The 19,573-nt window shown below is 73.1% G+C and carries 19 protein-coding genes; 8 read left to right on the top strand and 11 right to left on the bottom strand.

Annotation, left to right across the window (positions count from 1 at the left end):
- Positions 1-26 precede the first annotated feature (26 nt).
- Positions 27-1,568, top strand: a complete 1,542-nt coding sequence (lnt, locus tag NL142_RS08865; RefSeq protein WP_435078892.1) for an apolipoprotein N-acyltransferase — start codon at positions 27-29, stop codon at positions 1,566-1,568.
- Between the two features lie 87 nt (positions 1,569-1,655).
- Here the strand turns inward: lnt and NL142_RS08860 are convergent, their stop codons facing one another.
- From NL142_RS08860 to NL142_RS08850, 3 genes are read right to left on the bottom strand one after another with little or no spacing between them, the layout of a single operon-like run.
- A complete protein-coding gene (locus NL142_RS08860) occupies positions 1,656-2,021 on the bottom strand; it encodes an RNA polymerase-binding protein RbpA (RefSeq protein ID WP_012038371.1) in 366 nt (121 codons plus the stop codon).
- A gap of 60 nt (positions 2,022-2,081) precedes the next feature.
- Positions 2,082-2,870, bottom strand: coding sequence for a glycerophosphodiester phosphodiesterase family protein (locus NL142_RS08855; protein WP_435078890.1), 789 nt, complete (start codon positions 2,868-2,870; stop codon positions 2,082-2,084).
- Entirely contained in the window at positions 2,867-3,187 is a 321-nt protein-coding gene (locus NL142_RS08850) for a hypothetical protein (RefSeq protein WP_194682510.1), read from the bottom strand. Before NL142_RS08850 ends, NL142_RS08855 begins: the two co-directional genes overlap by 4 nt.
- A 176-nt stretch (positions 3,188-3,363) precedes the next feature.
- On the opposite strand from NL142_RS08850, the gene NL142_RS08845 reads away from it, so the two are divergent.
- From NL142_RS08845 to NL142_RS08830, 4 genes are all read left to right on the top strand, one after another.
- Positions 3,364-4,143, top strand: a complete 780-nt coding sequence (locus tag NL142_RS08845; protein ID WP_435078887.1) for an SDR family oxidoreductase — start codon at positions 3,364-3,366, stop codon at positions 4,141-4,143.
- A gap of 39 nt (positions 4,144-4,182) precedes the next feature.
- Complete coding sequence (locus NL142_RS08840) at positions 4,183-6,279, top strand: S9 family peptidase (protein WP_435078885.1); 2,097 nt, start codon at positions 4,183-4,185, stop codon at positions 6,277-6,279.
- Positions 6,276-6,749, top strand: coding sequence for an NUDIX hydrolase (locus NL142_RS08835; protein ID WP_435078883.1), 474 nt, complete (start codon positions 6,276-6,278; stop codon positions 6,747-6,749). The genes NL142_RS08840 and NL142_RS08835 overlap by 4 nt, the downstream gene beginning before the upstream one ends.
- A 229-nt stretch (positions 6,750-6,978) precedes the next feature.
- Entirely contained in the window at positions 6,979-7,509 is a 531-nt protein-coding gene (locus tag NL142_RS08830) for a hypothetical protein (RefSeq protein WP_435078881.1), read from the top strand.
- Here NL142_RS08830 and NL142_RS08825 read toward each other — a convergent pair.
- From NL142_RS08825 to zapE, 8 genes are all read right to left on the bottom strand, one after another.
- On the bottom strand, positions 7,506-8,396 hold the full coding sequence (locus NL142_RS08825) for an SDR family oxidoreductase (protein WP_435078879.1): 891 nt from the start codon (positions 8,394-8,396) through the stop codon (positions 7,506-7,508). The genes NL142_RS08830 and NL142_RS08825 overlap by 4 nt on opposite strands.
- Positions 8,397-8,538: 142 nt before the next feature.
- The gene (locus NL142_RS08820) at positions 8,539-10,548 is read right to left on the bottom strand and encodes an endo-1,4-beta-xylanase (RefSeq protein WP_435078877.1); all 2,010 of its coding nucleotides are present in this window, start codon (positions 10,546-10,548) and stop codon (positions 8,539-8,541) included.
- A 170-nt stretch (positions 10,549-10,718) separates the two neighbouring features.
- The gene (locus NL142_RS08815) at positions 10,719-12,014 is read right to left on the bottom strand and encodes an endo-1,4-beta-xylanase (protein ID WP_194682523.1); all 1,296 of its coding nucleotides are present in this window, start codon (positions 12,012-12,014) and stop codon (positions 10,719-10,721) included.
- Between the two features lie 148 nt (positions 12,015-12,162).
- Positions 12,163-13,029, bottom strand: coding sequence for a putative protein N(5)-glutamine methyltransferase (locus NL142_RS08810; RefSeq protein WP_435081589.1), 867 nt, complete (start codon positions 13,027-13,029; stop codon positions 12,163-12,165).
- Positions 13,026-13,457: a MarR family transcriptional regulator gene (locus NL142_RS08805; protein ID WP_435078874.1), complete on the bottom strand. Its 432-nt coding sequence runs from the start codon at positions 13,455-13,457 to the stop codon at positions 13,026-13,028. Before NL142_RS08805 ends, NL142_RS08810 begins: the two co-directional genes overlap by 4 nt.
- Before the next feature lie 194 nt (positions 13,458-13,651).
- Complete coding sequence (locus tag NL142_RS08800; RefSeq protein WP_194682525.1) at positions 13,652-14,491, bottom strand: aldo/keto reductase; 840 nt, start codon at positions 14,489-14,491, stop codon at positions 13,652-13,654.
- Between the two features lie 207 nt (positions 14,492-14,698).
- Complete coding sequence (locus tag NL142_RS08795) at positions 14,699-15,985, bottom strand: ammonium transporter (RefSeq protein WP_012038357.1); 1,287 nt, start codon at positions 15,983-15,985, stop codon at positions 14,699-14,701.
- 252 nt (positions 15,986-16,237) lie between these two features.
- Entirely contained in the window at positions 16,238-17,302 is a 1,065-nt protein-coding gene (zapE, locus tag NL142_RS08790; RefSeq protein ID WP_435078871.1) for a cell division protein ZapE, read from the bottom strand.
- 168 nt (positions 17,303-17,470) lie between these two features.
- Between zapE and NL142_RS08785 the strand changes: the two genes are divergently transcribed.
- Genes NL142_RS08785 through NL142_RS08775 form a run of 3 tightly spaced genes read left to right on the top strand, consistent with a single transcriptional unit; the run spans position 17,471 to position 19,562 of the window.
- On the top strand, positions 17,471-18,382 hold the full coding sequence (locus NL142_RS08785) for a sulfurtransferase (RefSeq protein WP_435078869.1): 912 nt from the start codon (positions 17,471-17,473) through the stop codon (positions 18,380-18,382).
- Positions 18,379-18,819, top strand: a complete 441-nt coding sequence (locus NL142_RS08780; RefSeq protein WP_043586825.1) for a SufE family protein — start codon at positions 18,379-18,381, stop codon at positions 18,817-18,819. The genes NL142_RS08785 and NL142_RS08780 overlap by 4 nt, the downstream gene beginning before the upstream one ends.
- Entirely contained in the window at positions 18,816-19,562 is a 747-nt protein-coding gene (locus tag NL142_RS08775; protein WP_435078866.1) for a dihydrofolate reductase family protein, read from the top strand. The genes NL142_RS08780 and NL142_RS08775 overlap by 4 nt, the downstream gene beginning before the upstream one ends.
- Positions 19,563-19,573 lie beyond the last annotated feature (11 nt).

Raw genomic sequence — 19,573 nt, 5'->3', positions numbered from 1 at the left:
CTCCCCGTCGGGAGCGCCCCCTCCTCATGCCCTCGCCCGTGGAGCCCGTCCGTCCGCCGCTGCCGCTGTGGGGCGCGCTCCTCGCCGCCGCGGCCTCCGGACCGGTCATGGACGCGGCGTTCCCCGACCGCGGGCTGTGGCCGCTCGTGTTCCCCGGGATCGCGCTCGTGCTCCTCGCGCTGCGTGGCAGGCGTCCCGGTCCCGCGTTCCTCATCGGGCTCGTGGCCGGGCTCGCCTTCTACCTCACGCACATCGAGTGGGCGTCGCTGTACCTCGGGCCGGTGCCGTGGATCGCGCTGTCGGCCCTGGAGTCGCTGTTCGTCGCCACCGGGGCGGTCGCCATCGCCACGGCGACGCGCTGGATCCCGCGCGCGTTCCCCACGGTCGTCGGCCGGGTGGTGCTGCTGCCGGTCGCGATCGCCGGGCTGTGGACCGCGCGCGAGGCGATCTCCGCGGTCTGGCCCTACGGCGGCTTCGCCTGGGGACGCGTGTCGCTGTCCCAGTCGGAGAGCCCCTTCGCGCCCCTCGTGACGTGGCTCGGCCTCTCCGGCCTCTCCTTCGTGCTCGTGCTCCTCGTCGCGCTGCTGCTCGAGCTCGCCGCGGAGGAGCGCGTGCGGCGCGCGTCCCGGGCGCTCGTCGCGGGGATCGCCGTCGCCCTCGTGCTCGTCGTGCCCGCGTTCCCCGTGACGACGACGGGGACCACGCGCGTCGCCGCCGTGCAGGGGAACGCGAAGGCCGGGTACTTCGACGGCGCGCGCTACGGCGACATCCTGCGCGCGCACCTCGCCGCGACGGCGGAGATCCCGTCGGACGCCGGCGTCGACATGGTGGTGTGGCCCGAGAACGCGGCGGACGCGGATCCGCTGCGGGACCCCGGCTCGGCCGCCGCCCTCGACCGCGTGGTCGCGCGCCTCGGCGCCCCGCTCGTCGTGGGCACCGTCACCGAGCGCGACGGCCGCTACTACAACGAGTCGCTCGTCTGGACCGGGGGAGGGGCGACCGACCACTACGACAAGAAGCACCCCGTCCCCTTCGGCGAGTACGTGCCCGACCGCGCGTTCTGGGAGCCGTTCGCGCCCGACCTCATCGGCCTCATCCAGCGCGAGTACACGCCCGGCACCACGGATCAGGTGATGGACGTCGCGGGGATCACCGCGGGCATCGCCATCTGCTTCGACATCGTCGACGACCAGCTGACGACCGACATGGTCCACGAGGGCGCTGGCCTCATCCTCGCCCAGTCGAACAACGCCGACTTCGGCCGCACCGACGAGAGCGTGCAGCAGCTGGCGATCGCCCGGATGCGCGCGCTCGAGACGGGTCGCAGCGTCGTCAACATCTCGACCGTCGGCACCAGCGCGATCGTCGGCCCGGACGGGCGGGACATCGACCGGCTGCCCTGGTTCACCGCCGGGTCGATGGTGGTCGACGTGCCGACCGCCGACGTCGTCACGCCGGCGATCCTCGTGGGGCGCGACATCGAGTGGCTCGTCTCGGGACTCGGCCTCGGGGCTCTGGCCGTCTCCGGCATCTCGCTCGGGCGCCGCGGGCGCCGAGCCGCGCGCTGACGGGCCGCACCGCCCGCACGCACAGGAGCACCCCCCGGCTGTGCCGAGGGGTGCTCCTGTGTCCGGTTCGCGAGCGGAGGGGTCGGGTCAGGCGCCGATGCGGTGCTGACCGCGCCGCGCGCGGAGGGTGGCGAGGCGCTCCTCGAGGAGCTCCTCCAGCTCGGCGCGCGTCCGGCGCTCGAGCAGCATGTCCCAGTGGCTCCGGGGGACCTTCGCCTCGACCTCGTCGTGGGCGACGGGTGCGCCCTCGGCGTCGAGGAGGCGTCCCTCCAAGCCGCTCTTCGGCGACTCCCACACCTCGGGGACCTCGGCGTCGGCCGAGAACACGACCTCGAACGTGGTGCCGTCGGTCGTGCGGTACGTCTTCCTCTGCCGGGGGGAGAAGCTGACGCCCTCCTCGCTCTGCAGGCTCGTGGACCCGAGCCGCATCCCGCGCAAGCTGCGATCTGCCATGGTGGTCTCCTCTCGCGATGCACTCCCCGTTGTAAACCGTGCGGCTGTGAGGATCCTTTCTCAGGACTCCCGGTTCCCAGGCGAATCCCAGTCCCTGCCGCCGATGGCGGCGAGCGCGAGATCGGGCCGGTCGGTGACGACGCCGTGGATCCCCGACCTGACCAGGCGGATCATCTCGTCGGGGTCGTCCACCGTCCAGACGTGCACCTCGCGGACGGCGCGGGCGAGCCGGCCGACCATCACGGGCGACACTGTGCGGATCCCGATCACCCGACAGGGCATCTGCACGGCGTCGACGCCGCGGAGGGCGAGGCGCACGACCGGCGCGAGCGCGAGCCGCGCGCCGAGGACCGCGAGGACGAGGCGACCCGCGTCGGCGGACGTCGCAGCGCCGGGGAGCAGGGCCAGCGCGCGTCGTCGCCGGGAGCCCGAGAACGACGTGAGGAGCACGCGGTCGACGGCGTCGGCGTCGCGGATCGCCCGAGCGGCGGCGGCTGGGGCGTCCCGGCCCTTCACGTCGACGTTCAGCCGCGCGTCGGGCAGGGCCGCCAGGAGCTCGCCGAGCGTGGCGACGCGCGCGCCGGACCCGAGGTCGATGGCGCGCAGCTCCGAGAGCGTCGCGTCGCGGACGCGACCGGGGCGGCCCGTGAGGCGTCGGAGGTCGGCGTCGTGCCAGAGGATGCACGCGCCGTCGGCCGTGACGTGCACGTCCGTCTCGAGGTGGGTCACGCCGAGCTCCCACGCCGCGCGGAAGGCGTCGAGGGTGTTCTCCACGGCACCGGATCCGGTCCACCCGCGGTGCGCGAGGACGCGGGGCACGGCGCCGTCGAACCAGGCGCTGCGCGTCATGCGGGCCGATCTTCGTCGTCGTCGTCCACGGCAGCTGGGTCGCCCGGTCCGAGGTCGTCGCGCTCGCGACGGCCCTCGACGGGGAGGGCGCGGAGCAGCGCCGGTCGCGCGGATCCGAGCAGAGCGGCCGCGGCCACGAGCGCGACGACCGCCTGCAGCCACCAGCGCGCGCCCACGAGGCCGGAGAGCAGGGCCGCGAGAGCCGCGACGCCGCCGCAGAGACCCATCAGGTCGAGCCGCCGCATCTCCACGACGACCCCCGTGACGATGAGGGCGAGCCAGGCGATCCACGCGTGGTCGTCGAGCAGGACCGTCACCCGCTGCTCCCTCGCTCCGTGGACCGGATGCCCCGAACCTAGCCCACCGCCCGGACGGCGGGCGATAGGCTCTCCTGGCCGTCCGCGTGTGTCCCGCCCGCGCGGCCCGTCCCGCCCCGTCCCTCGCCGGACGACCCGTCGCGCGCATCGGCGCGCACCCCTGGAGGAGTACCGCTGTGAGCACCGTCGACGAGATCCGCCCCTTCGCCCCCGACGAGCTCCGCGGCCGACGCGCGCTCGTCACCGGTTCCTCCCGCGGCATCGGCGCCGACACGGTCGCGTACCTCGCCGAGGCGGGCGCCGACGTCGTCGTCAACTACCGCAACAAGGCCGCGCGCGCCGAGAAGCTCGTCGCGAAGCTGGTCGAGGGCGGCACGAAGGCCATCGCGGTCGGGGCGGACCTCACGGATCCCGAGTCCGTCGACCGCCTCATGGAGACCGTCCGCGCAGACCTCGGCGGTCTAGACGTGCTCGTGCTTAACGCGTCTGGCGGCATGGAGAGCGGCATGGCCGAGGACTACGCCATGACCCTCAACCGCGACGCGCAGCTGAACGTCCTGCGCAGCGCGCTGCCGCTGCTGACCGAGGGCGGCCGGGTCGTCTTCGTCACGAGCCACCAGGCCCACTTCATCCGCACCACCGAGACGATGCCCGAGTACGAGGCCGTCGCGCGCAGCAAGCGCGCGGGGGAGGACGCCCTGCGTGAGCTCATCCCGGAGCTCGACGAGCGGGGCATCGGCTTCGTCGTCGTCTCCGGCGACATGATCGAGGGCACCATCACGGCCACGCTCCTCAGCCGCATGAACCCCGAGGCCATCCAGGAGCGCAAGGAGGCGTCCGGGGGCCTCTACAACGTCTCGCAGTTCGCGGCCGAGGTCGCGCGCGCGGTCGTCGACCCGATCCCCGCCGACCACCTCCGCCTCGTCGGCGACACCAGCAGCTTCCGCCCCGAGTGACCCGGGTCCGGGCGACGGCCCGGGGCTAGGCTCGATCCGATGAAGACCACGGATCTCGACCTCCTCACCTCCGTCTCCCGCCCCGCCGTATCGCCCGACGGCCGCCTGGCCGTCGTCTCGGTGACGCGCCCGCGGGTGCACGCCGACGCGTACACCGGCCAGCTGTGGGAGGTGACCACCGACGGATCCGCGCCGCCACGCCGCATCACGCGCGGCTTCCGCGACACCGCGCCGCGGCTCTCGCCGGACGGGTCGGTCATCGCGTTCCTCCGCGCGGAGCCGAAGGGGCCGCCGCAGCTTCACGTGGTCCGCGCCGCCGGAGGGGAGCCGGTCGCGCTGACCGACGAGCTGCTCGGTGTCGGCGCGTTCGACTGGTCGCCCGACGGCTCGCGTCTCGTCTACGCGTCGCGCGTGGCCGAGCCCGGGCGGTACGGGAGCGTCGAGGGCGTGTCGGCGGCGGCGGAGCCCGCCCGCCGCATCACCACCACGAAGTACCTCGCGAACGGCCTCGGCTGGTCCACGGACCGGCACACCCAGCTCTTCCTCGTCGATCTGCCTGCGTTGGACGCGGAGCCCTTCGTGGCCGCCGTCCCGTCCGGCTACCCGGATGCTGCGGATCCCGCCGTGCGCGGGGACGGCGCCGACGCGAAGCCCTCCGCCGCCGAGCGCGCGGGCGTGCCGCCGATCGTCCGCCTCACCGACGAGCCCGTCGACCACGACGCGCCGCGCTTCTCCGCCGACGGCTCCGAGGTCGTGTTCGTGGCCTCGCGCCACGACGGCCGTGACGACGACCTGCTCTCGGGTGCGTACGCGGTCGCCGTCCCTGGTCCCGGTGACGTCTCGAGCGGCGTGCCCGAGGTCCGCACGGTCGTCTCGCACGAGGCCGGGCTCGGCATCGCGGAGGTCGCGTCCGTCGAGGGCGGCCGGATCTACCTGCTGGCGCAGGAGCTGGGGGAGACGGGCGTCGACTTCGTCGCCCGCAACACCGCGCTCTACGTCCTCGATGCAGACGACGCCGCGCCCCGCGTCCTCACGGACGCCGAGACGGTCGATCTCGGCGGCAGCGGCATCACGGTCGAGGACCGCGACGCCGTCCTCGTGCTCAACGGATCGCGGGGCACCGTGCAGCTGCTGCGCGTGACCGCGGACGGCGCCGTCGAGGCGCTCGTCGACGACCAGGTGGAGGTCACGGGCGTCGGCGTCGGGGGAGGGGCCGTCGTCGTCGCCCTCACCGACCCGCGCACGCACGGCGACCTCGCGCTCGTGCGCACCGACCGCGCGCCCGACGCCGGATCCGCCCTCGTGCCGCTCACCGACTTCTCCGCGCCGCTGCGGGAGACGGGGATCCGGCCGCTGCACGAGCTCGTGGTCGAGGGCCGCGACGGCTACCCGGTGCACGGCTGGGTCGTGCTGCCCGAGGGGGAGGGGCCGCACCCGGTCCTCCTCGTGATCCACGGCGGACCGTACGCGGCATACGGCGTGCACCTCTTCGACGAGGCGCAGGTCTACGCCGATGCCGGCTACGCCGTGCTCCTGTGCAACCCGCGCGGCGCCGCCGGCTACGGCCAGGCCCACGGCCGCGTCATCAAGGAGCGCATGGGCACGGTCGACATGCACGACGTGCTCGACTTCCTCGACGGCGCGATCGCCGTGCACGACTCCATCGACGGATCCCGCGCCGGCATCATGGGCGGCTCCTACGGCGGCTACCTCACGGCCTGGACCATCGCGCACGAGCACCGCTTCCAGGGCGCCATCGTCGAGCGCGGGTTCCTCGACCCGGAGCTCTTCACCGGCACGAGCGACATCGGCACGTTCTTCGGCGAGGAGTACACGGGCCACGACGAGGAGACGCGCCGCGCGCAGAGCCCGCAGGCGTTCGCGCACCAGGTGCGCACGCCGACCCTCGTCGTCCACTCCGAGGACGACCTGCGCTGCCCGCTGTCGCAGGCCGAGCGGTACCACCTGGCCCTCGTGCGCGCGGGCGTCGAGACCGAGATGCTCGTCTTCCCGGGCGAGGACCACGAGCTCAGCCGATCCGGTCGGCCGCGCCACCGCGTGCAGCGCTTCGAGGCGATCCTCGACTGGTGGGCCAATCACCTGCCGGTCGTGCCGGTCGCCGGCGGCGCGCGATGACCGACGGCGAGGTCGTGCGGCACGTCCGCGACACGGCACGGATCCTGCTGGTCGACGAGCGCGACCGGCTGCTGCTCTTCCTCACGAACTACTCCACGGACATCGACCTGCCGCCGCGCTGGCTCACGCCCGGCGGCGGGATCGACCCGGGGGAGTCGCCCGCCCAGGCGGCCCGCCGCGAGCTGTTCGAGGAGACCGGCCTGCGCGTCGAGTCCGTCGGCGAGCCGGTCTGGGAGCACGACTACGCGCGGCGTCGCATCGACGGCGACCTCGACACCGGGCACTCGACGTTCTACCTGGTGCGCACCTCAGCGTTCGCGCCGGTGTCCGACAACTGGATGCCCGACGAGTTCGACGACATCCACGCGCACCGCTGGTTCGCGCTCGACGAGCTCGCTGCGACGGACGAGCCCGTCGAGCCGGCCGAGCTGGTGGACGTCGCGCGCGAGGTGCTGTCCCGCGAACCATGAGCAGCTCGGACGTGACCCCTTTCGGCCGCATGGCTATGCGCCGATAATGCACATTATGTCATGTAGGGCGGATGTCGGGTGCCTGGCTCGCGCGAACGGCCGACTGCCGCAGGCCCTCCACCGAAAGAGTCGCAGCCCCGTCGCGCGTCTCGACGAGGGACCCCGGTCGAGGCGCCGGTCGTCGGACCTCGACGGCGTTCCGCGGGCCGCATCACGGGATCACGGGGACATGGCGATCCCCCGCCGCTCCCGTCCGCGTGTCGTCGCGTCGGTGGCCATCGCGGTGTCCGTGACGCTCGCCGTGACGGGCTGCGTGCAGATCCCGCGGACGTACCCGGCGGCCGTGGCTCGAGAGCAGGACGCCGCGACCCTCGAGCTCGCGGAGGAGCTGCTCGCCACGCAAGGCGGCGCCGCGGCGTGGACGGACGTGAGCACACGCGAGGCCGTGCCCGAGATCGTGGCGTTCACGGGGATCGAGGTCTGCTCGGACCGGACGGTGATGGGCCCGACCGGCGACGCGGGTCAGGCGCAGGAGCTGTACGTCCAGCTGGACGAGCCGCAGCCGCAGGCGCAGGTCCTCGAGGAGCTCCGGACCGTGTGGATGCGCCATGGGCTCACGCATGAGGACGTCGACGACGACCAGGTGCACGTGACCGGTGACGGTCCTTCGCCGGAGCTCTACGTCACGTGGTCCCCGCAGCGGGATCCGCGCCTGGCGCGCTTCAGCATCATCATCAGGTCGGTCTGCGAGCGCCTCTAGCTCTGGTCGATGTCCGCGGGGTCGCTGGCGTCCCGTCCGCCCTCGACCGCCAGGAACTCCGCCAGGCTCGTGGGCCGGCGTCCGAGCACGCGCTCGACGTCGCCGCTCACGTGCTCCATCTCGCCGGCGGCCATGGCGGTGTACGTGCTGATCCAGGCCTCGAGCTGCCACTCGGGCGCGCCCCAGACGGCTCGCGACGCGCGCGCCTCCTCGAGGGTCTCGTCGCGGTACGTGACCGTGCGACCCTGGGCGACGGCGACCGTCGCCGCGATCTCCCCCATCGTCAGCGCCTCCGGCCCGGTCAGCTCGTAGGCGGCACCGGCGTGCGCCCCCGGGTCTCGGAGGATCGTCGCGGCCACCTCGGCGACGTCGGCTCGTGTGACGGCCGCGACGCGGCCATCGCCGGCGGGGCCGCGGATCACGCCGTCGTCACCTACGAGCTGGCTCACGAAGTCGATGTAGAAGGCGTCGCGCAGGAACGTCCAGGCCATGCCGGAAGCGCGGATCCGCTCCTCGGTCGCGTGGTGGTCGCGCGCCAGCGTGAACGTCGCGTCGGGGGCCGCGCCCTGGAAGGACGTGTAGACGACGTGGCGGACGCCCGCCTCCGCCGCCGCGTCGACGAACGCGATGTGCTGGGCCCGCCGGTGCTCGTCCTCGGCAGCGGACACCATGAGCAGCGTCGTCACCCCCGTGAGCGCCGCGACGGAGGCCGAGCGGTACCCGTAGGACACCTCGTGCGCGGTGGCACCGGGCAGCTCGGGAGCGCGCGACGGCGTGCGCGCGAGGAGGCGCAGCGGGATCCCCGCGTCCGCGAGGCGGCGGGCCACCGCTCCCCCGACGGCTCCGGTGACGCCGGTGACGGCGATCGAGGTGGTCTGCGTGGCCATGGTGGTCTCCCCTCAGTGCGTCGGCACCCGCTCCTCCGGGTGGGATCCGGTGCGCCGCGCGATCGCTCGACACTATCCCGGCGCGCGACGCGGCCCCCGTCTCGCGAGGAGGCGGGGGCCGCGTCGCGCGAGCGTCAGCGCGTCACGAGCCGGCGCGCGTCACGACCACGTCGAAGGTGCTCGTCCGGACGTTGCCGGCGCGGTCCTTCGCGGTGCAGGTGACCGTGGTGGTGCCGACGGGGAAGATCCCGCTGCGGGGCGGCGCGCACACCACCCGCACGTTCCCGTCGCGCGTGTCGATCGCCGATGGCAGGGCGTAGGGCACGCGCACGCCCGCGGCCCTCGTCGCGACCGCCGTGATGTCGTCCACGTCCGCGATGCGCGGCGCCGAGAGGTCCGCGGGTCGCGCCGGGAGCTGCCTCGGATCCACGATGCCCCAGTAGGCGGGAGCCGCCTGCAGGTCGTCGTCGAACGGCAGCGGCTGCTCCCACGGACGCGCGATCGGCCACGTGCGCAGCCAGCTGCGCGCGTTGCTCACGCCCCAGAAGGTGACCGAGTCGATGGACGCCGCCTGCTGGCGGATCATCTGGAAGAGGTCGCGGTAGTAGTAGCCGACCTCGGCTCCCGCCTGCGCGTCGTCCGCGTAGACCGGCGTGTACGGATCCTGCGGCGCGCCGCTCACGTCGGCGCCCTCGTTCTGGTTCGACGCGTTCACGTCGAGCTCCGTGATCGCCTGCAGCAGGCGCGTGTCGATGCGCTCGACCGCGCGGATGGAGTCGCGCAGCCACGAGACGGGCCGGGCGAAGTCGACGTGCGCCTGGTGCCCGACGCCGTCGACGGGCACGCCGCGGGCGACGAGCGCGGAGATCAGCTCGAGGTAGTCGGCGCGCTTGGTGGGCAGCTCCGTGTTGTAGTCGTTGATGAACAGCTTCACCCCCGGGAAGTGCGCGCGGGCGAGGCGGAAGCCCTCGTCGACGAACCCCTCCCCCAGCACCTGGTACCAGCGGCTGTCGCGCATGTCGTGCGCGTTGTCGTTGGGGCCGTCGTCGATGACCTCGTTGACCACGTCCATCGCCCAGATCGGGCTGTTCCCGTCCGGGTAGCGCGCGGCGATGTGGTCGGCGATGCCCGTCACGTGCGCCTCCATGCGCGCCTTCAGCAGCGCCTGGTCCGCGGGGCTGTCGGTGAGGGGGCGTTCGCCGTCGAGGAAGAACCACGCGGGCGTCTGCGAGTGCCAGAACAGCACGTGGTAGTAGACCTTCGTCCCCGTCCGGTCGGCGTAGTCGAGCAGCTGGTCGAGCTGCGTGAACGTGAACCGCCCCTCCTCCGGCTGGACGCTCTCGGGCTTGCCGGCATTCTCCGGCGTGAACGCGTTGAACTGCCGGCTCACAAGATCCGCTCCGGCCCCGACGGTCTCGCGGCCGTCGACGGCGACGCCGACGTGCTCGATGCCGCGGGCACCGAGGACGTCCTTGAGCGCGGGGATGTCCGTCTGGACGGGCGTGGCCACGGCCTCGCCGAGCTGGAAGTCGTCGAGGAGGAAGTCGGCGCCGACGGTCCCCTCCACGTAGACCTGCGCCCGGTCGACCGGGCCGCCGAGCGTGTACGTGCCGGTGAGCTCGGTCCAGGCGTCGGCGGTGACCCGCGCGGCGGCTCCCGCCACCCCGTCGTATCCGCTGCCGCCGCCGGTGTCACGCTGCACGGAGACGTTGAGGGACGCGGGCTCCTCCCCCGCGGCCAGGCGCGCCCACACCGTCACCTCGACCTGCTGGCCGACGGCGAGGGCGCTCGTCACGTCGAGCGCGGCGCCGTGCCACTCCTGCGTGCGGTCGGTCACGAGCAGGCTGCCGGATCCGGTGTGCGCGATCGTGCTGGGCGCGATCGCGACGCCGTCGCCGCGCGGGGCCCATCCGTCCGTTCCGGACTCGAAGTCGGATCCGATGCCCGCGGGAGCGGCGGCGTCGGCGGCCTGTGCGGACGGCGCGGCGAGGGCGCCTGCGCCCACGACGAGGCCGAGCGCGGTGATCGCCGCCATGCCCAGGCGGCCGGCGGGACGGGTGCCGGCGGTGCGGCCGCCGGCGGACCTGCTGCGGTCCGGGCGTGGACGGCTGACGTCCACGGACGCTGGCGGGCTGGTGCGGGGAATGCTCATCGTCGAACACCTCTCATGTGTTCCGACTTCGGTGTCGGATGCTCGCACCGTAGGCACCCTCCCCTACGGGGGGCAAGGTATTCGAAAACCTTTGTTGCGTGTGGCAACGAACGCAGTGCGGCCCCCGTCCTCGAGGAGGACGGGGGCCGCGGTGGTCGCTCAGGCGGTGATCAGCCCTTCGGCAGCGGCGGACGCGGGGGGAGCAGGTCCGGCCTCACGATGCCCCAGTACGCGGGCATGGCCTCCTGATGGGTCCCGAACGGGAGCGGCTGGTCCCACGGCTGGTCGATCGACGGGCTGTGCAGCCAGGTCCGCGAGTTGTCGGAGCCCCAGAAGGTGACCGACTCGAGGTTCGCGGCCTCCTGCCGGATCATCGTGAACAGGTCCTTGTAGACCCAGCCCACGGCCGCGGCGGTGTCGTCGGGGTTCGAGTAGATCGGCGCCGTGTGGGCGCGATTCTGGCTGTTGCCGGTCGCGGCGGCCTGCGAGGCGCCGACGTCGAGCTCGGAGATGGCCTGCAGCAGGTCCGGGTCGAGGGCCTTCACCGCGTGGATCGTGTTCCTCAGCTCCTCGATGTTGCTGCGGAGCCCGATGTGGCTCTGCTGCGACACGCCCATGACCGGGATGTTGCGCTTCAGGAGGTCGGAGACGAGCCCGAGGTAGTCGGCGCGCTTGCTCGGCGAGTCGGTGTTGTACTCGTTGATGAAGAGCTTGACGCCCGGGAAGTACTTCTTGGCGAGCTGGAAGCCCTCGTCGACGAAGCCCTCGCCGAGCACCCGGAAGAAGGGCGTGTTCTTCATGTCGTGCGGGTTGCCGTTGGGGCCGTCGTCGATGACCTCGTTGACGACGTCCATGGCCCAGATGGGGCTGTTCCCCTTCGGGTACTTCGCCGCGATGTGGTCGGAGATCGCCTTGACGTGGGCCTCCATGCGCGCCGTGAGCAGCGCCTGGTCGGCGGGGCTGTTCGTGAGCGGACGACCGTGGTCGAGGAAGAACCAGTCGGGAGTCTGCGGCGGCCAGAAGTCCACGTGGAAGTACATCTTCATGTCGTGCGCGTCCGCGAAGTCGAGCAGCTTGTCGAGGCCCGAGAAGTCGAACCGGCCCTCGACGGGCTGGATGGCGTCTGCCTTGCCCTCGTTCTCCGGGGTCATGGCGTTGAAGTGGCGGGCGATGAGGTCGGCCGAGGTGCCCTGCACCTCGCCGCTGCCCATCGCGACGCCGACGTGCTCGATGCCGGCGTCGCCGAGGACGTCCTTGAGGGCGGGGACCTGCATGCCGGGGACGGGCGTGCTGGGCGCGGCCGCGGACGCGGAGCCAGCGGGGATGCCGATGGCGACCGCGGTGAGGACGGCGGCGGCCGACGCGAGGGCGGCGAGGCCGCGGCGGGGGCGACGGCGGGCGTCGCGGTTCGGGAGGGACGGCGTCGTGCGGACGGACGCCTCGGGACGGGGTGGGGTGAAGGTCACTGGTGCCTCTCGTACGGGGATGGGACACAGCGACCCTAGGGAGGACCGACCGGCCGCCGAGGAGGTTGTGGACAGGAGGCAACGAGGTCCGCGACCGGCTGCCGGATGATCCGCGCGCCATGGGGCCCGGGGACATCGGGCCGATCGATCAGCGTGGACGTCGGCCGGTCACGACCCGGGTGCCGTCGTCCTCGTCGCCGTCCGCGGGCGCTGCGAGCGGTTCGGCTCGCGCCTCGAGCCCGGCGGTCGCGAGCGCGTCGAGTGCCGCCGCGAGCTGTCCGTCGGCGACCTCGACGAGGAGGAGCCCGGAGGGCGCGAGCCAGGATCCGCTCCCCCGTGCCACGCGTCGCAGCACGTCGAGCCCGTCGGCTCCGCCGTCCCGCGTGGCCTCCGGCTCGTGGAGGCGCGCCTCGGGAGGCATGAGCGCGAGGCCCGCGCTCGGCACGTAGGGCACGTTGGCGACGAGGACGTCGATCCGGCCGCGCAGGTCGTCCGGCAGGGCGTCGAGCAGGTCACCGCAGTGGACGTCGACGCCGCGCGGGATGAGGTTGGCGGCGGCGCAGGCGACCGCGACCGGATCCACGTCGGCGGCGTGCACGACCGCGCCCGTCGCGTCGTCCGCGAGCACGGCGGCGATGGCGCCCGATCCGCAGCACAGGTCGATGACGACCGGGCCCTCCACCTCGCGCGCCGCGGCGACGGCCGCGCGGGCCAGGCGCTCGGTGCGGCGGCGCGGCACGAACACCCCGGGCCGCACGATGATCCGCCGCCCCGCGAACGCCGCCCAGCCGAGGACGACCTCGAGCGGCGCCCCGTCGATGCGGGCCGCCGTCATCCGCTCGAGCTCGTCCGCGCGGTCCAATCCCCCGCCTCCGGGGCCGTCGTCGGGCTGGCGCTCCGCCGCCTCCGCGGCGAGCAGCGCGGCCTCCTCCTCGGCGAACACGCAGCCCGCCGCCCGCAGGCGCGCGACGAGGTCGTCGCCGCGGCTGTCGCGGGTCGCGCCGTGCCCGCTCAGATGTCGTCCGTGGCGCGGAGGTGCTCGAGCAGCGCGGCGGCGCGCAGGAGGTCGTCGCCGTGGACCGGCGGCCTGGCCAGCCGCGCCGCCTGCTCCAGCCACTCGGCGCGGGCCGTCCGGACGCCCAGGAGGAGCGCCCGTCCGCCGTCGGAGAGGTGCAGGTAGGGCCCGACGGGGTCCTCGGACTCCAGCACGAGGCCCTTCTGCATGAGCGACGCGAGGCTCGGCACGGTGGCGGCGCGAGCGGTGCGGGTGTCGAGCGCGAGGGACGCCCTGTCCATCCGCTCGGTGCCCGAGAGCCGCCGGAGGATGAGGATCTGCACTCCGGTGAGCCCGTCCCAGCTCGCGTCGACGGACGCGTCGATGCGCTCGGACACGGAGCTGAGCGCGGCGGCGAGGCGGGCATGCGGGACGGTGGGATCGATCACGATGCTCCTGACGGTGGGCCGCTCCGGCGGGTCCGAGGCTCTCGCCTCCGGCCTGCGGGAGCGTCGTGTCGCTCACGCTAGCCCTGTCGCGCCCCCGATACGAGCGCGATGTCGTGCGGCGGTGCCGACACGACGACGCCCGCCGCGGCGATGCGCCGGGCGGGCGTCGTTCTGCCGGCATGCCGGCGGGTGGATCAGGACGGGAACTGCGTGAAGTCCGCCGTCGCCGGGTCGGCGCCGAGGCGCGTGCCGGTCTCGAGGGTGTCGATCTCAGCCAGCTCCTCGACCGTGAGCTCCACCTCGATGCTCTGGAAGTTCTGCACGATGCGCTCCGGGGTGACCGACTTCGGGATCACGATGCGGCCCTGCGCGAGGTGCCACGCGAGAACGATCTGCGCGGGGGTGGCGTCGTGCTCCTTCGCGAGGCGCGTCACGATCTCCGACTCCAGGTCGGCGCCCTGGCCGAGCGGGCTGTACGCCTCGACCTCGATGCCGCGCTCGACCGAGAAGGTCGAGAGGTCGTGCTGCTGGAAGGTCGGGTGCACCTCGATCTGGTTCACCGCCGGGACGACATCCGACTCAGCGGCCAGCTTCTCCAGGTGCTCCGGGAGGAAGTTGGAGACGCCGATCGCGCGGATGAGGCCCTCGGCGTGCAGCGCCTCGAACGTCTTCCAGGTCTCGACGTACAGGCCGTGCTTCGGGTAGGGCCAGTGGATGAGGTAGAGGTCCACCGCGTCGACGCCGAGCTTGCGGCGGCTGTCCTCGAACGCGCTGCGGGCGCTGTCCGCGCCCTGGTCGCCGTTGCGGAGCTTCGTGGTGATGAAGAGCTCCTCGCGCGGGATGCCCGTCGCCTTGATGGCGGCGCCCACGCCCTCCTCGTTGTAGTAGCCGGCGGCGGTGTCGATGTGGCGGTAGCCGGCCTCGAATGCGCGCTCCACGGCCTGCTGGGTCTCGGCGGGCGGGGTCTGGAAGACGCCGAAGCCCAGCTGCGGGATGGTGACGCCGTTGTTCAGGGTGATGAGGGGGGATGCCATGTGCTCTCGTCTTCTTCGTCTCGATGGTCACGGGATGCGGCGGCGCCGACGTGCGCGCCCGACCGCTCCGTCCCACCGTACGCGGGGTCGCCATCCGGCCGCCCGTCCGGGACGGCTCTCCGCGGAGGGCGAACAGCGGCCGGACGACGGACGGGCGCCGCCCTCTCGCGAGGTGCGGCGCCCGTCGGGGTCGATCGGCTGAGCGGGTCAGCGGCCGGAGGTCTCCAGCACGTAGCCCTCCTCGCCATGGACGATCGTGTCGATGCCCGCGATCTCGTCCTCGTTCTTCACCCGGAAGCCCATGGTCTTCTGGATGATCGTGCCGATGACGTACGAGAGCACGAACGAGTAGATCAGCACCGCGAACGCGGCGAGGGCCTGCTTGCCGAGCTGCTCGAGCGAGCCCGAGTAGATGAGGCCGACGTTCGTGGCGAAGATGCCGATGTAGAGCGTGCCGATGAGGCCGCCGATGAGGTGGATGCCCACCACGTCGAGCGAGTCGTCGAAGCCGAGCTTGAACTTCAGCTCGATCGCGACGGCGCAGACGGCGCCGGCGATGAGGCCGAGGACGATGGCCCAGGTCGGCGAGAGCGCGGCACACGCCGGGGTGATCGCGACGAGTCCCGCGACCGCGCCGGATGCGGCGCCCACCGAGGTCGGCTTGCCGTCGCGGATCTTCTCGACCACGAGCCAGCCGAGGATCGCGGCGGCGGGAGCGGCGATGGTGTTGAGGAACGCGATGGCCGCGATGCCGTCGGCCGCGAGCTCGGAGCCGGCGTTGAAGCCGAACCAGCCGAACCAGAGGAGGCCGGCGCCGAGGAGCACGAACGGCGGGTTGTGCGGCACGTGCATGCCCTTGGCGAACCCGACGCGCTTGCCGAGGACCAGCGAGAGGGCGAGGGCCGCGGCGCCCGCGTTGATGTGGACCGCCGTGCCGCCCGCGAAGTCGATGGCGCCGACGTTGTAGGCGATCCATCCGCCGTCGACGGTGGCGCCGTCGGCGAGCGTGAAGTTGAAGACCCAGCTGGCGACCGGGAAGTAGACGACCGTGGCCCAGACGCCCGCGAAGACCATCCACGCGCCGAACTTGGCGCGGTCGGCGATGGCGCCGGAGATGAGCGCGACCGTGATGATCGCGAAGGTGGCCTGGAAGGCGGCGAAGGCGAGCGTCGGGTACGCCGACGTCTGGTCGCCGAGGGCCGCGGTGTACGCGTCGCCGAGGCCGAGCTGGCCGAGGTCGATCCCGAGGACGCCGTCGATGCCGACGAAGCGCGGGTTGCCCGCCGCGCCGTCTGGCCCGTTGCCGAACGCGATGGCGTAGCCGTACAGGACCCAGAGCAGCCCGATGAGGCCCATGGCCCCGAAGCTCATCATCATCATGCTGATGACGCTCTTGGCCTTGACGAGCCCGCCGTAGAAGAACGCCAGACCCGGCGTCATCAGGAGGACCAGCGCCGCGGCGATCAGGAGGAAGGCGGTGTTGCCTTGATCCATGGTGTTTCACCTCTCGTAGATCGTGCAGGGGGTCGCACCGGACTGGAGGCGAGCGGCCGCCCGTGTGGTCGGGTGGTTCGGCGCGAGCCGGATGCCGGGTACGCGTCCAGTGTCGGGGGGCGAGGTTTCGCCGGCTCGCCGGACGTGTTTCCGGCGCGTTACACGGGTGGCGCGCGTGTGAACATCGTGTTTCCGGCCGCGGCGGGGATGCCCACGACGGCCCCCGATCCAGGGACGTCGGAGCGCGGTGGGCTAGATGTCGCGTCCGGCCGCGGTGAGCGAGATGAGCCGCGAGATCGCGCGCAGGTACTTCTTGCGGTAGCCGCCCGCGAGCATCTCGGCCGAGAACGCCTCGTCGAACGGCGTGCCCGACGCGAGCAGCGGGATCTGCGCGTCGTAGACCCGGTCGACGAAGGCGACGAAGCGGAGCGCGTCGGTCTGGCCCTGCAGCTGGGTCACGTCGCGGAGCGCGATGACGTCGACGCCCTCGATGACCTTCACGTACTTGGAGGGGTGCAGGCGGGACAGGTGCGCGACGAGCTCCGGGAAGCCGTCGACGGTCACGGCCCGGCCGCCGGCCTGCGCCGCATCGGCCCGCGCGTCGAGGTCGTCGGCGCCCACCGTCATCGCGTGGCCCTCGAAGGCGCGGCGCCGGTAGTCGAGTCCGTCGATGCGGATGGTGTCGAACCGGTCGCTCATCGCCTGGATCTCGCGCAGGAAGTCCGCCGCCGCGAAGCGCCCCTCCCCCAGCGCGTTCGGGGGCGTGTTGCTCGTCGCCGCGATGCGCGTGCCGTCGGCCACGAGGTCGGACAGCAGGCGCGTCATCATCATGGTGTCGCCCGGGTCGTCGAGCTCGAACTCGTCGATGGACACGAGCGTCGCTCCGCGGAGGATCCCGACGGCGCCCTGGTAGCCGAGCGCCCCGACGAGAGCCGTGTACTCGATGAACGTGCCGAAGTACTTCGGTCCCGGCATGGCGTGCCAGAGCGACGCGAGGAGGTGGGTCTTGCCGACGCCGAACCCGCCGTCGAGGTAGACGCCGGGCTTCAGGGCGGGCGCCTTCCTGCGCGAGAACAGGCCGCCGCGGGATCCGGCGCGGTCGCCCGAGAACGCGCGCAGCACCTCGACGGCCTGCGCCTGCGTGTCGTACTCGGGGTCGGGCCGGTAGGTGTCGAACCGGGCGTCGTCGAACTGGCGCGGCGGCACGAGGTGCGCGGCGATCTCCTGGCCGGTGATGCTCGGGGAGCGGCCGACGAGCGCGCCCGGTGCGGTGCCCTCCGCGTCGTGGCTCGGCGATCCGATCTCGGCGTTCGTCACAGGTGGGTCTCCGGCTGTCATGTGGCGGTGCAGGGAAGTCCCGTGCGGGCCGAACCGTTACCGTTGACGGTGGTCGACGCGCGGCGCTTGGTGCCCGCGGAACACCCACCAGACTAATCCGCGTCCCACCCAGCGCGGCCCCTCCGGCCGCGAGATCAGGAGAGCCCCATGGCCGTCGAGCCGGACACCACCCCCAGGTTCGCCGAGTACGCCCACCCGGAGCGCCTCGTCAGCGGCGACTGGCTCCAGGAGCGCCTCGCGGACGGCGCCCTGACGCCCGGTCTCGTGGTCGTCGAGTCCGACGAGGACGTGCTGCTCTACGAGACCGGCCACATCCCCGGCTCCGTGAAGCTCGACTGGCACACCGACCTCAACGACCCCGTCCAGCGCGACTACGTCGACGGCGAGCGGTTCGCCCAGCTGATGTCCGAGCGCGGCATCGCGCGCGACAGCACGGTCGTCATCTACGGCGACAAGAGCAACTGGTGGGCCGCGTACGCCCTCTGGGTCTTCACGCTGTTCGGCCACGAGGACGTGCGCCTGCTCGACGGCGGCCGCGACAAGTGGATCGCCGAGGGCCGCCCGACCACGACCGACCGGCCGGCGGCCACCCCCGTCGAGTACCCCGTCGTCGAGCGCCGCGACGAGGAGATCCGCGCGTTCAAGGACGACGTGCTCGCGCACCTCGGCAACCCGCTCATCGACGTCCGCAGCCCCGAGGAGTACACGGGACAGCGCACGACCGCGCCGGCGTACCCCGAGGAGGGCTCGCTCCGCGCCGGCCACATCCCCACGTCGCAGAACGTCCCGTGGGCGAAGGCCGCGGCGGAGGACGGCTCGTTCAAGACGCGCGCCGAGCTCGACGCGGTCTACCGCGACGGCGCCGGCCTCGGCGACGGCGACGACGTCGTGGTCCTCTGCCGCATCGGCGAGCGCTCGAGCCACACGTGGTTCGTGCTCACGCACCTGCTGGGCTTCGAGGGCGTCCGCAACTACGACGGCTCCTGGACCGAGTGGGGCTCCGCCGTGCGCGTCCCCATCGTCCAGGGCGCCGAGCCCGGGGAGCTGCCCGCCCGATGACCGGTTCCCCCGAGCTGCCCGCGGCGCTCGCCGAGATCCGCGACGACTTCCTCGCGCTGGAGCAGCGCGACCGGCTCCTCCTCCTGCTCGACTTCAGCAACGAGCTGCCCGAGCTGCCGGCGCGGTACGCCGACCACCCGGACCTCCTCGAGCGCGTGGAGGAGTGCCAGTCGCCCGTGTTCATGTTCGTGGAGGTCGTCGACGGCGACGTGCACGTGCACGCCCAGGCGCCGGCCGAGGCCCCGACGAGCCGCGGGTTCGCGTCGATCCTCGCGCAGGGCCTCGACGGGCTCCCCGCCGACGTGGTGCTCGCCGTGCCCGACGACTACCCGTCCACCATCGGGCTCGACGCCGCCGTGTCGCCGCTGCGCATGCGCGGCATGACGGCGATGCTCGGGCGGGTCAAGCGGCAGGTGCGCGAGCGGCTCGCCGGATGAGGATCACGCGGGTCCTCCCCGTGCCGGGGGCCGGAGAAGAATCCGCGCCGCGCGGGCTGGACGACGACGGCACCAGGGAGTGGCTGGAGGACCTCTACCGTCCGGGATCCGCCGGCCACGTCCGCCTCAACTTCGTGGCGTCGGTCGACGGCAGCGTGATCGGCGCCGACGGCACGTCCGACAGCCTCTCCAGCGTCGTCGACCGGCGGATCCTCGGCGTGATCCGCGAGCTCGCCGACGTCGTGCTCGTGGGGGCGGGCACGGTGCGCGCCGAGCGCTACGTGCTCCCCCGCCGGACGCCCCTGGCCGTCGCCACCTCGTCGGGCGATCTGGAGGGTCACCGCTTCGACCCGGACGCCGCGCCGGGCCGCCTCCTCGTGCTCTGCCCGCCCGAGGCTCGCGACCGCGCCGTCGCCACTCTCGGCGCCGTGCCGGCCGAGATCGTGTCCGTGCCCCTGGGCGCCGCGGCCGACGGGCGGATGTCCGGCGACGACGTCGTCGACGCGCTCCGCGGCCGCGGCCTGACCCACGTGGTGTGCGAGGGCGGGCCGGCGCTCGCCGCGTCCCTGGTCGCCGCCGGCCGGGTCGACGAGCTCTGCCTGACCACATCGCCCGAGCTTGTGACGCCGCTGACGCCGCTCGTGCCGGCGGGCTCCGGCATCCACGCGCCGATGCGGCTCGAGCAGCTGCTCGTCGACGACGACCACCGCACCTACGCGCGCTGGGCGATGCGGCGGGGCTGATCCCCTGGTCG

Origin of the sequence: Clavibacter quasicaliforniensis, assembly GCF_051201715.1 — a bacterium.
Classification (GTDB): domain Bacteria; phylum Actinomycetota; class Actinomycetes; order Actinomycetales; family Microbacteriaceae; genus Clavibacter; species Clavibacter seminis.
Note: the sequence above shows the minus strand (reverse complement) of the source record. Positions and strands in the feature narration are given on the sequence as shown.

Excerpts from the sequence above, each read along its gene's own strand:
- lnt (WP_435078892.1), top strand. The coding sequence starts at position 27 with ATGCCCTCGCCCGTGGAGCCCGTCCGTCCGCCGCTGCCGCTGTGGGGC.
- NL142_RS08860 (WP_012038371.1), bottom strand. The coding sequence starts at position 2,021 with ATGGCAGATCGCAGCTTGCGCGGGATGCGGCTCGGGTCCACGAGCCTG.
- NL142_RS08780 (WP_043586825.1), top strand. The coding sequence starts at position 18,379 with ATGACCGGTTCCCCCGAGCTGCCCGCGGCGCTCGCCGAGATCCGCGAC.
- NL142_RS08835 (WP_435078883.1), top strand. The coding sequence starts at position 6,276 with ATGACCGACGGCGAGGTCGTGCGGCACGTCCGCGACACGGCACGGATC.
- NL142_RS08830 (WP_435078881.1), top strand. The coding sequence starts at position 6,979 with ATGGCGATCCCCCGCCGCTCCCGTCCGCGTGTCGTCGCGTCGGTGGCC.
- NL142_RS08785 (WP_435078869.1), top strand. The coding sequence starts at position 17,471 with ATGGCCGTCGAGCCGGACACCACCCCCAGGTTCGCCGAGTACGCCCAC.
- NL142_RS08855 (WP_435078890.1), bottom strand. The coding sequence starts at position 2,870 with ATGACGCGCAGCGCCTGGTTCGACGGCGCCGTGCCCCGCGTCCTCGCG.
- NL142_RS08795 (WP_012038357.1), bottom strand. The coding sequence starts at position 15,985 with ATGGATCAAGGCAACACCGCCTTCCTCCTGATCGCCGCGGCGCTGGTC.
- NL142_RS08775 (WP_435078866.1), top strand. The coding sequence starts at position 18,816 with ATGAGGATCACGCGGGTCCTCCCCGTGCCGGGGGCCGGAGAAGAATCC.
- NL142_RS08800 (WP_194682525.1), bottom strand. The coding sequence starts at position 14,491 with ATGGCATCCCCCCTCATCACCCTGAACAACGGCGTCACCATCCCGCAG.
- NL142_RS08820 (WP_435078877.1), bottom strand. The coding sequence starts at position 10,548 with ATGAGCATTCCCCGCACCAGCCCGCCAGCGTCCGTGGACGTCAGCCGT.
- NL142_RS08840 (WP_435078885.1), top strand. The coding sequence starts at position 4,183 with ATGAAGACCACGGATCTCGACCTCCTCACCTCCGTCTCCCGCCCCGCC.
- NL142_RS08825 (WP_435078879.1), bottom strand. The coding sequence starts at position 8,396 with ATGGCCACGCAGACCACCTCGATCGCCGTCACCGGCGTCACCGGAGCC.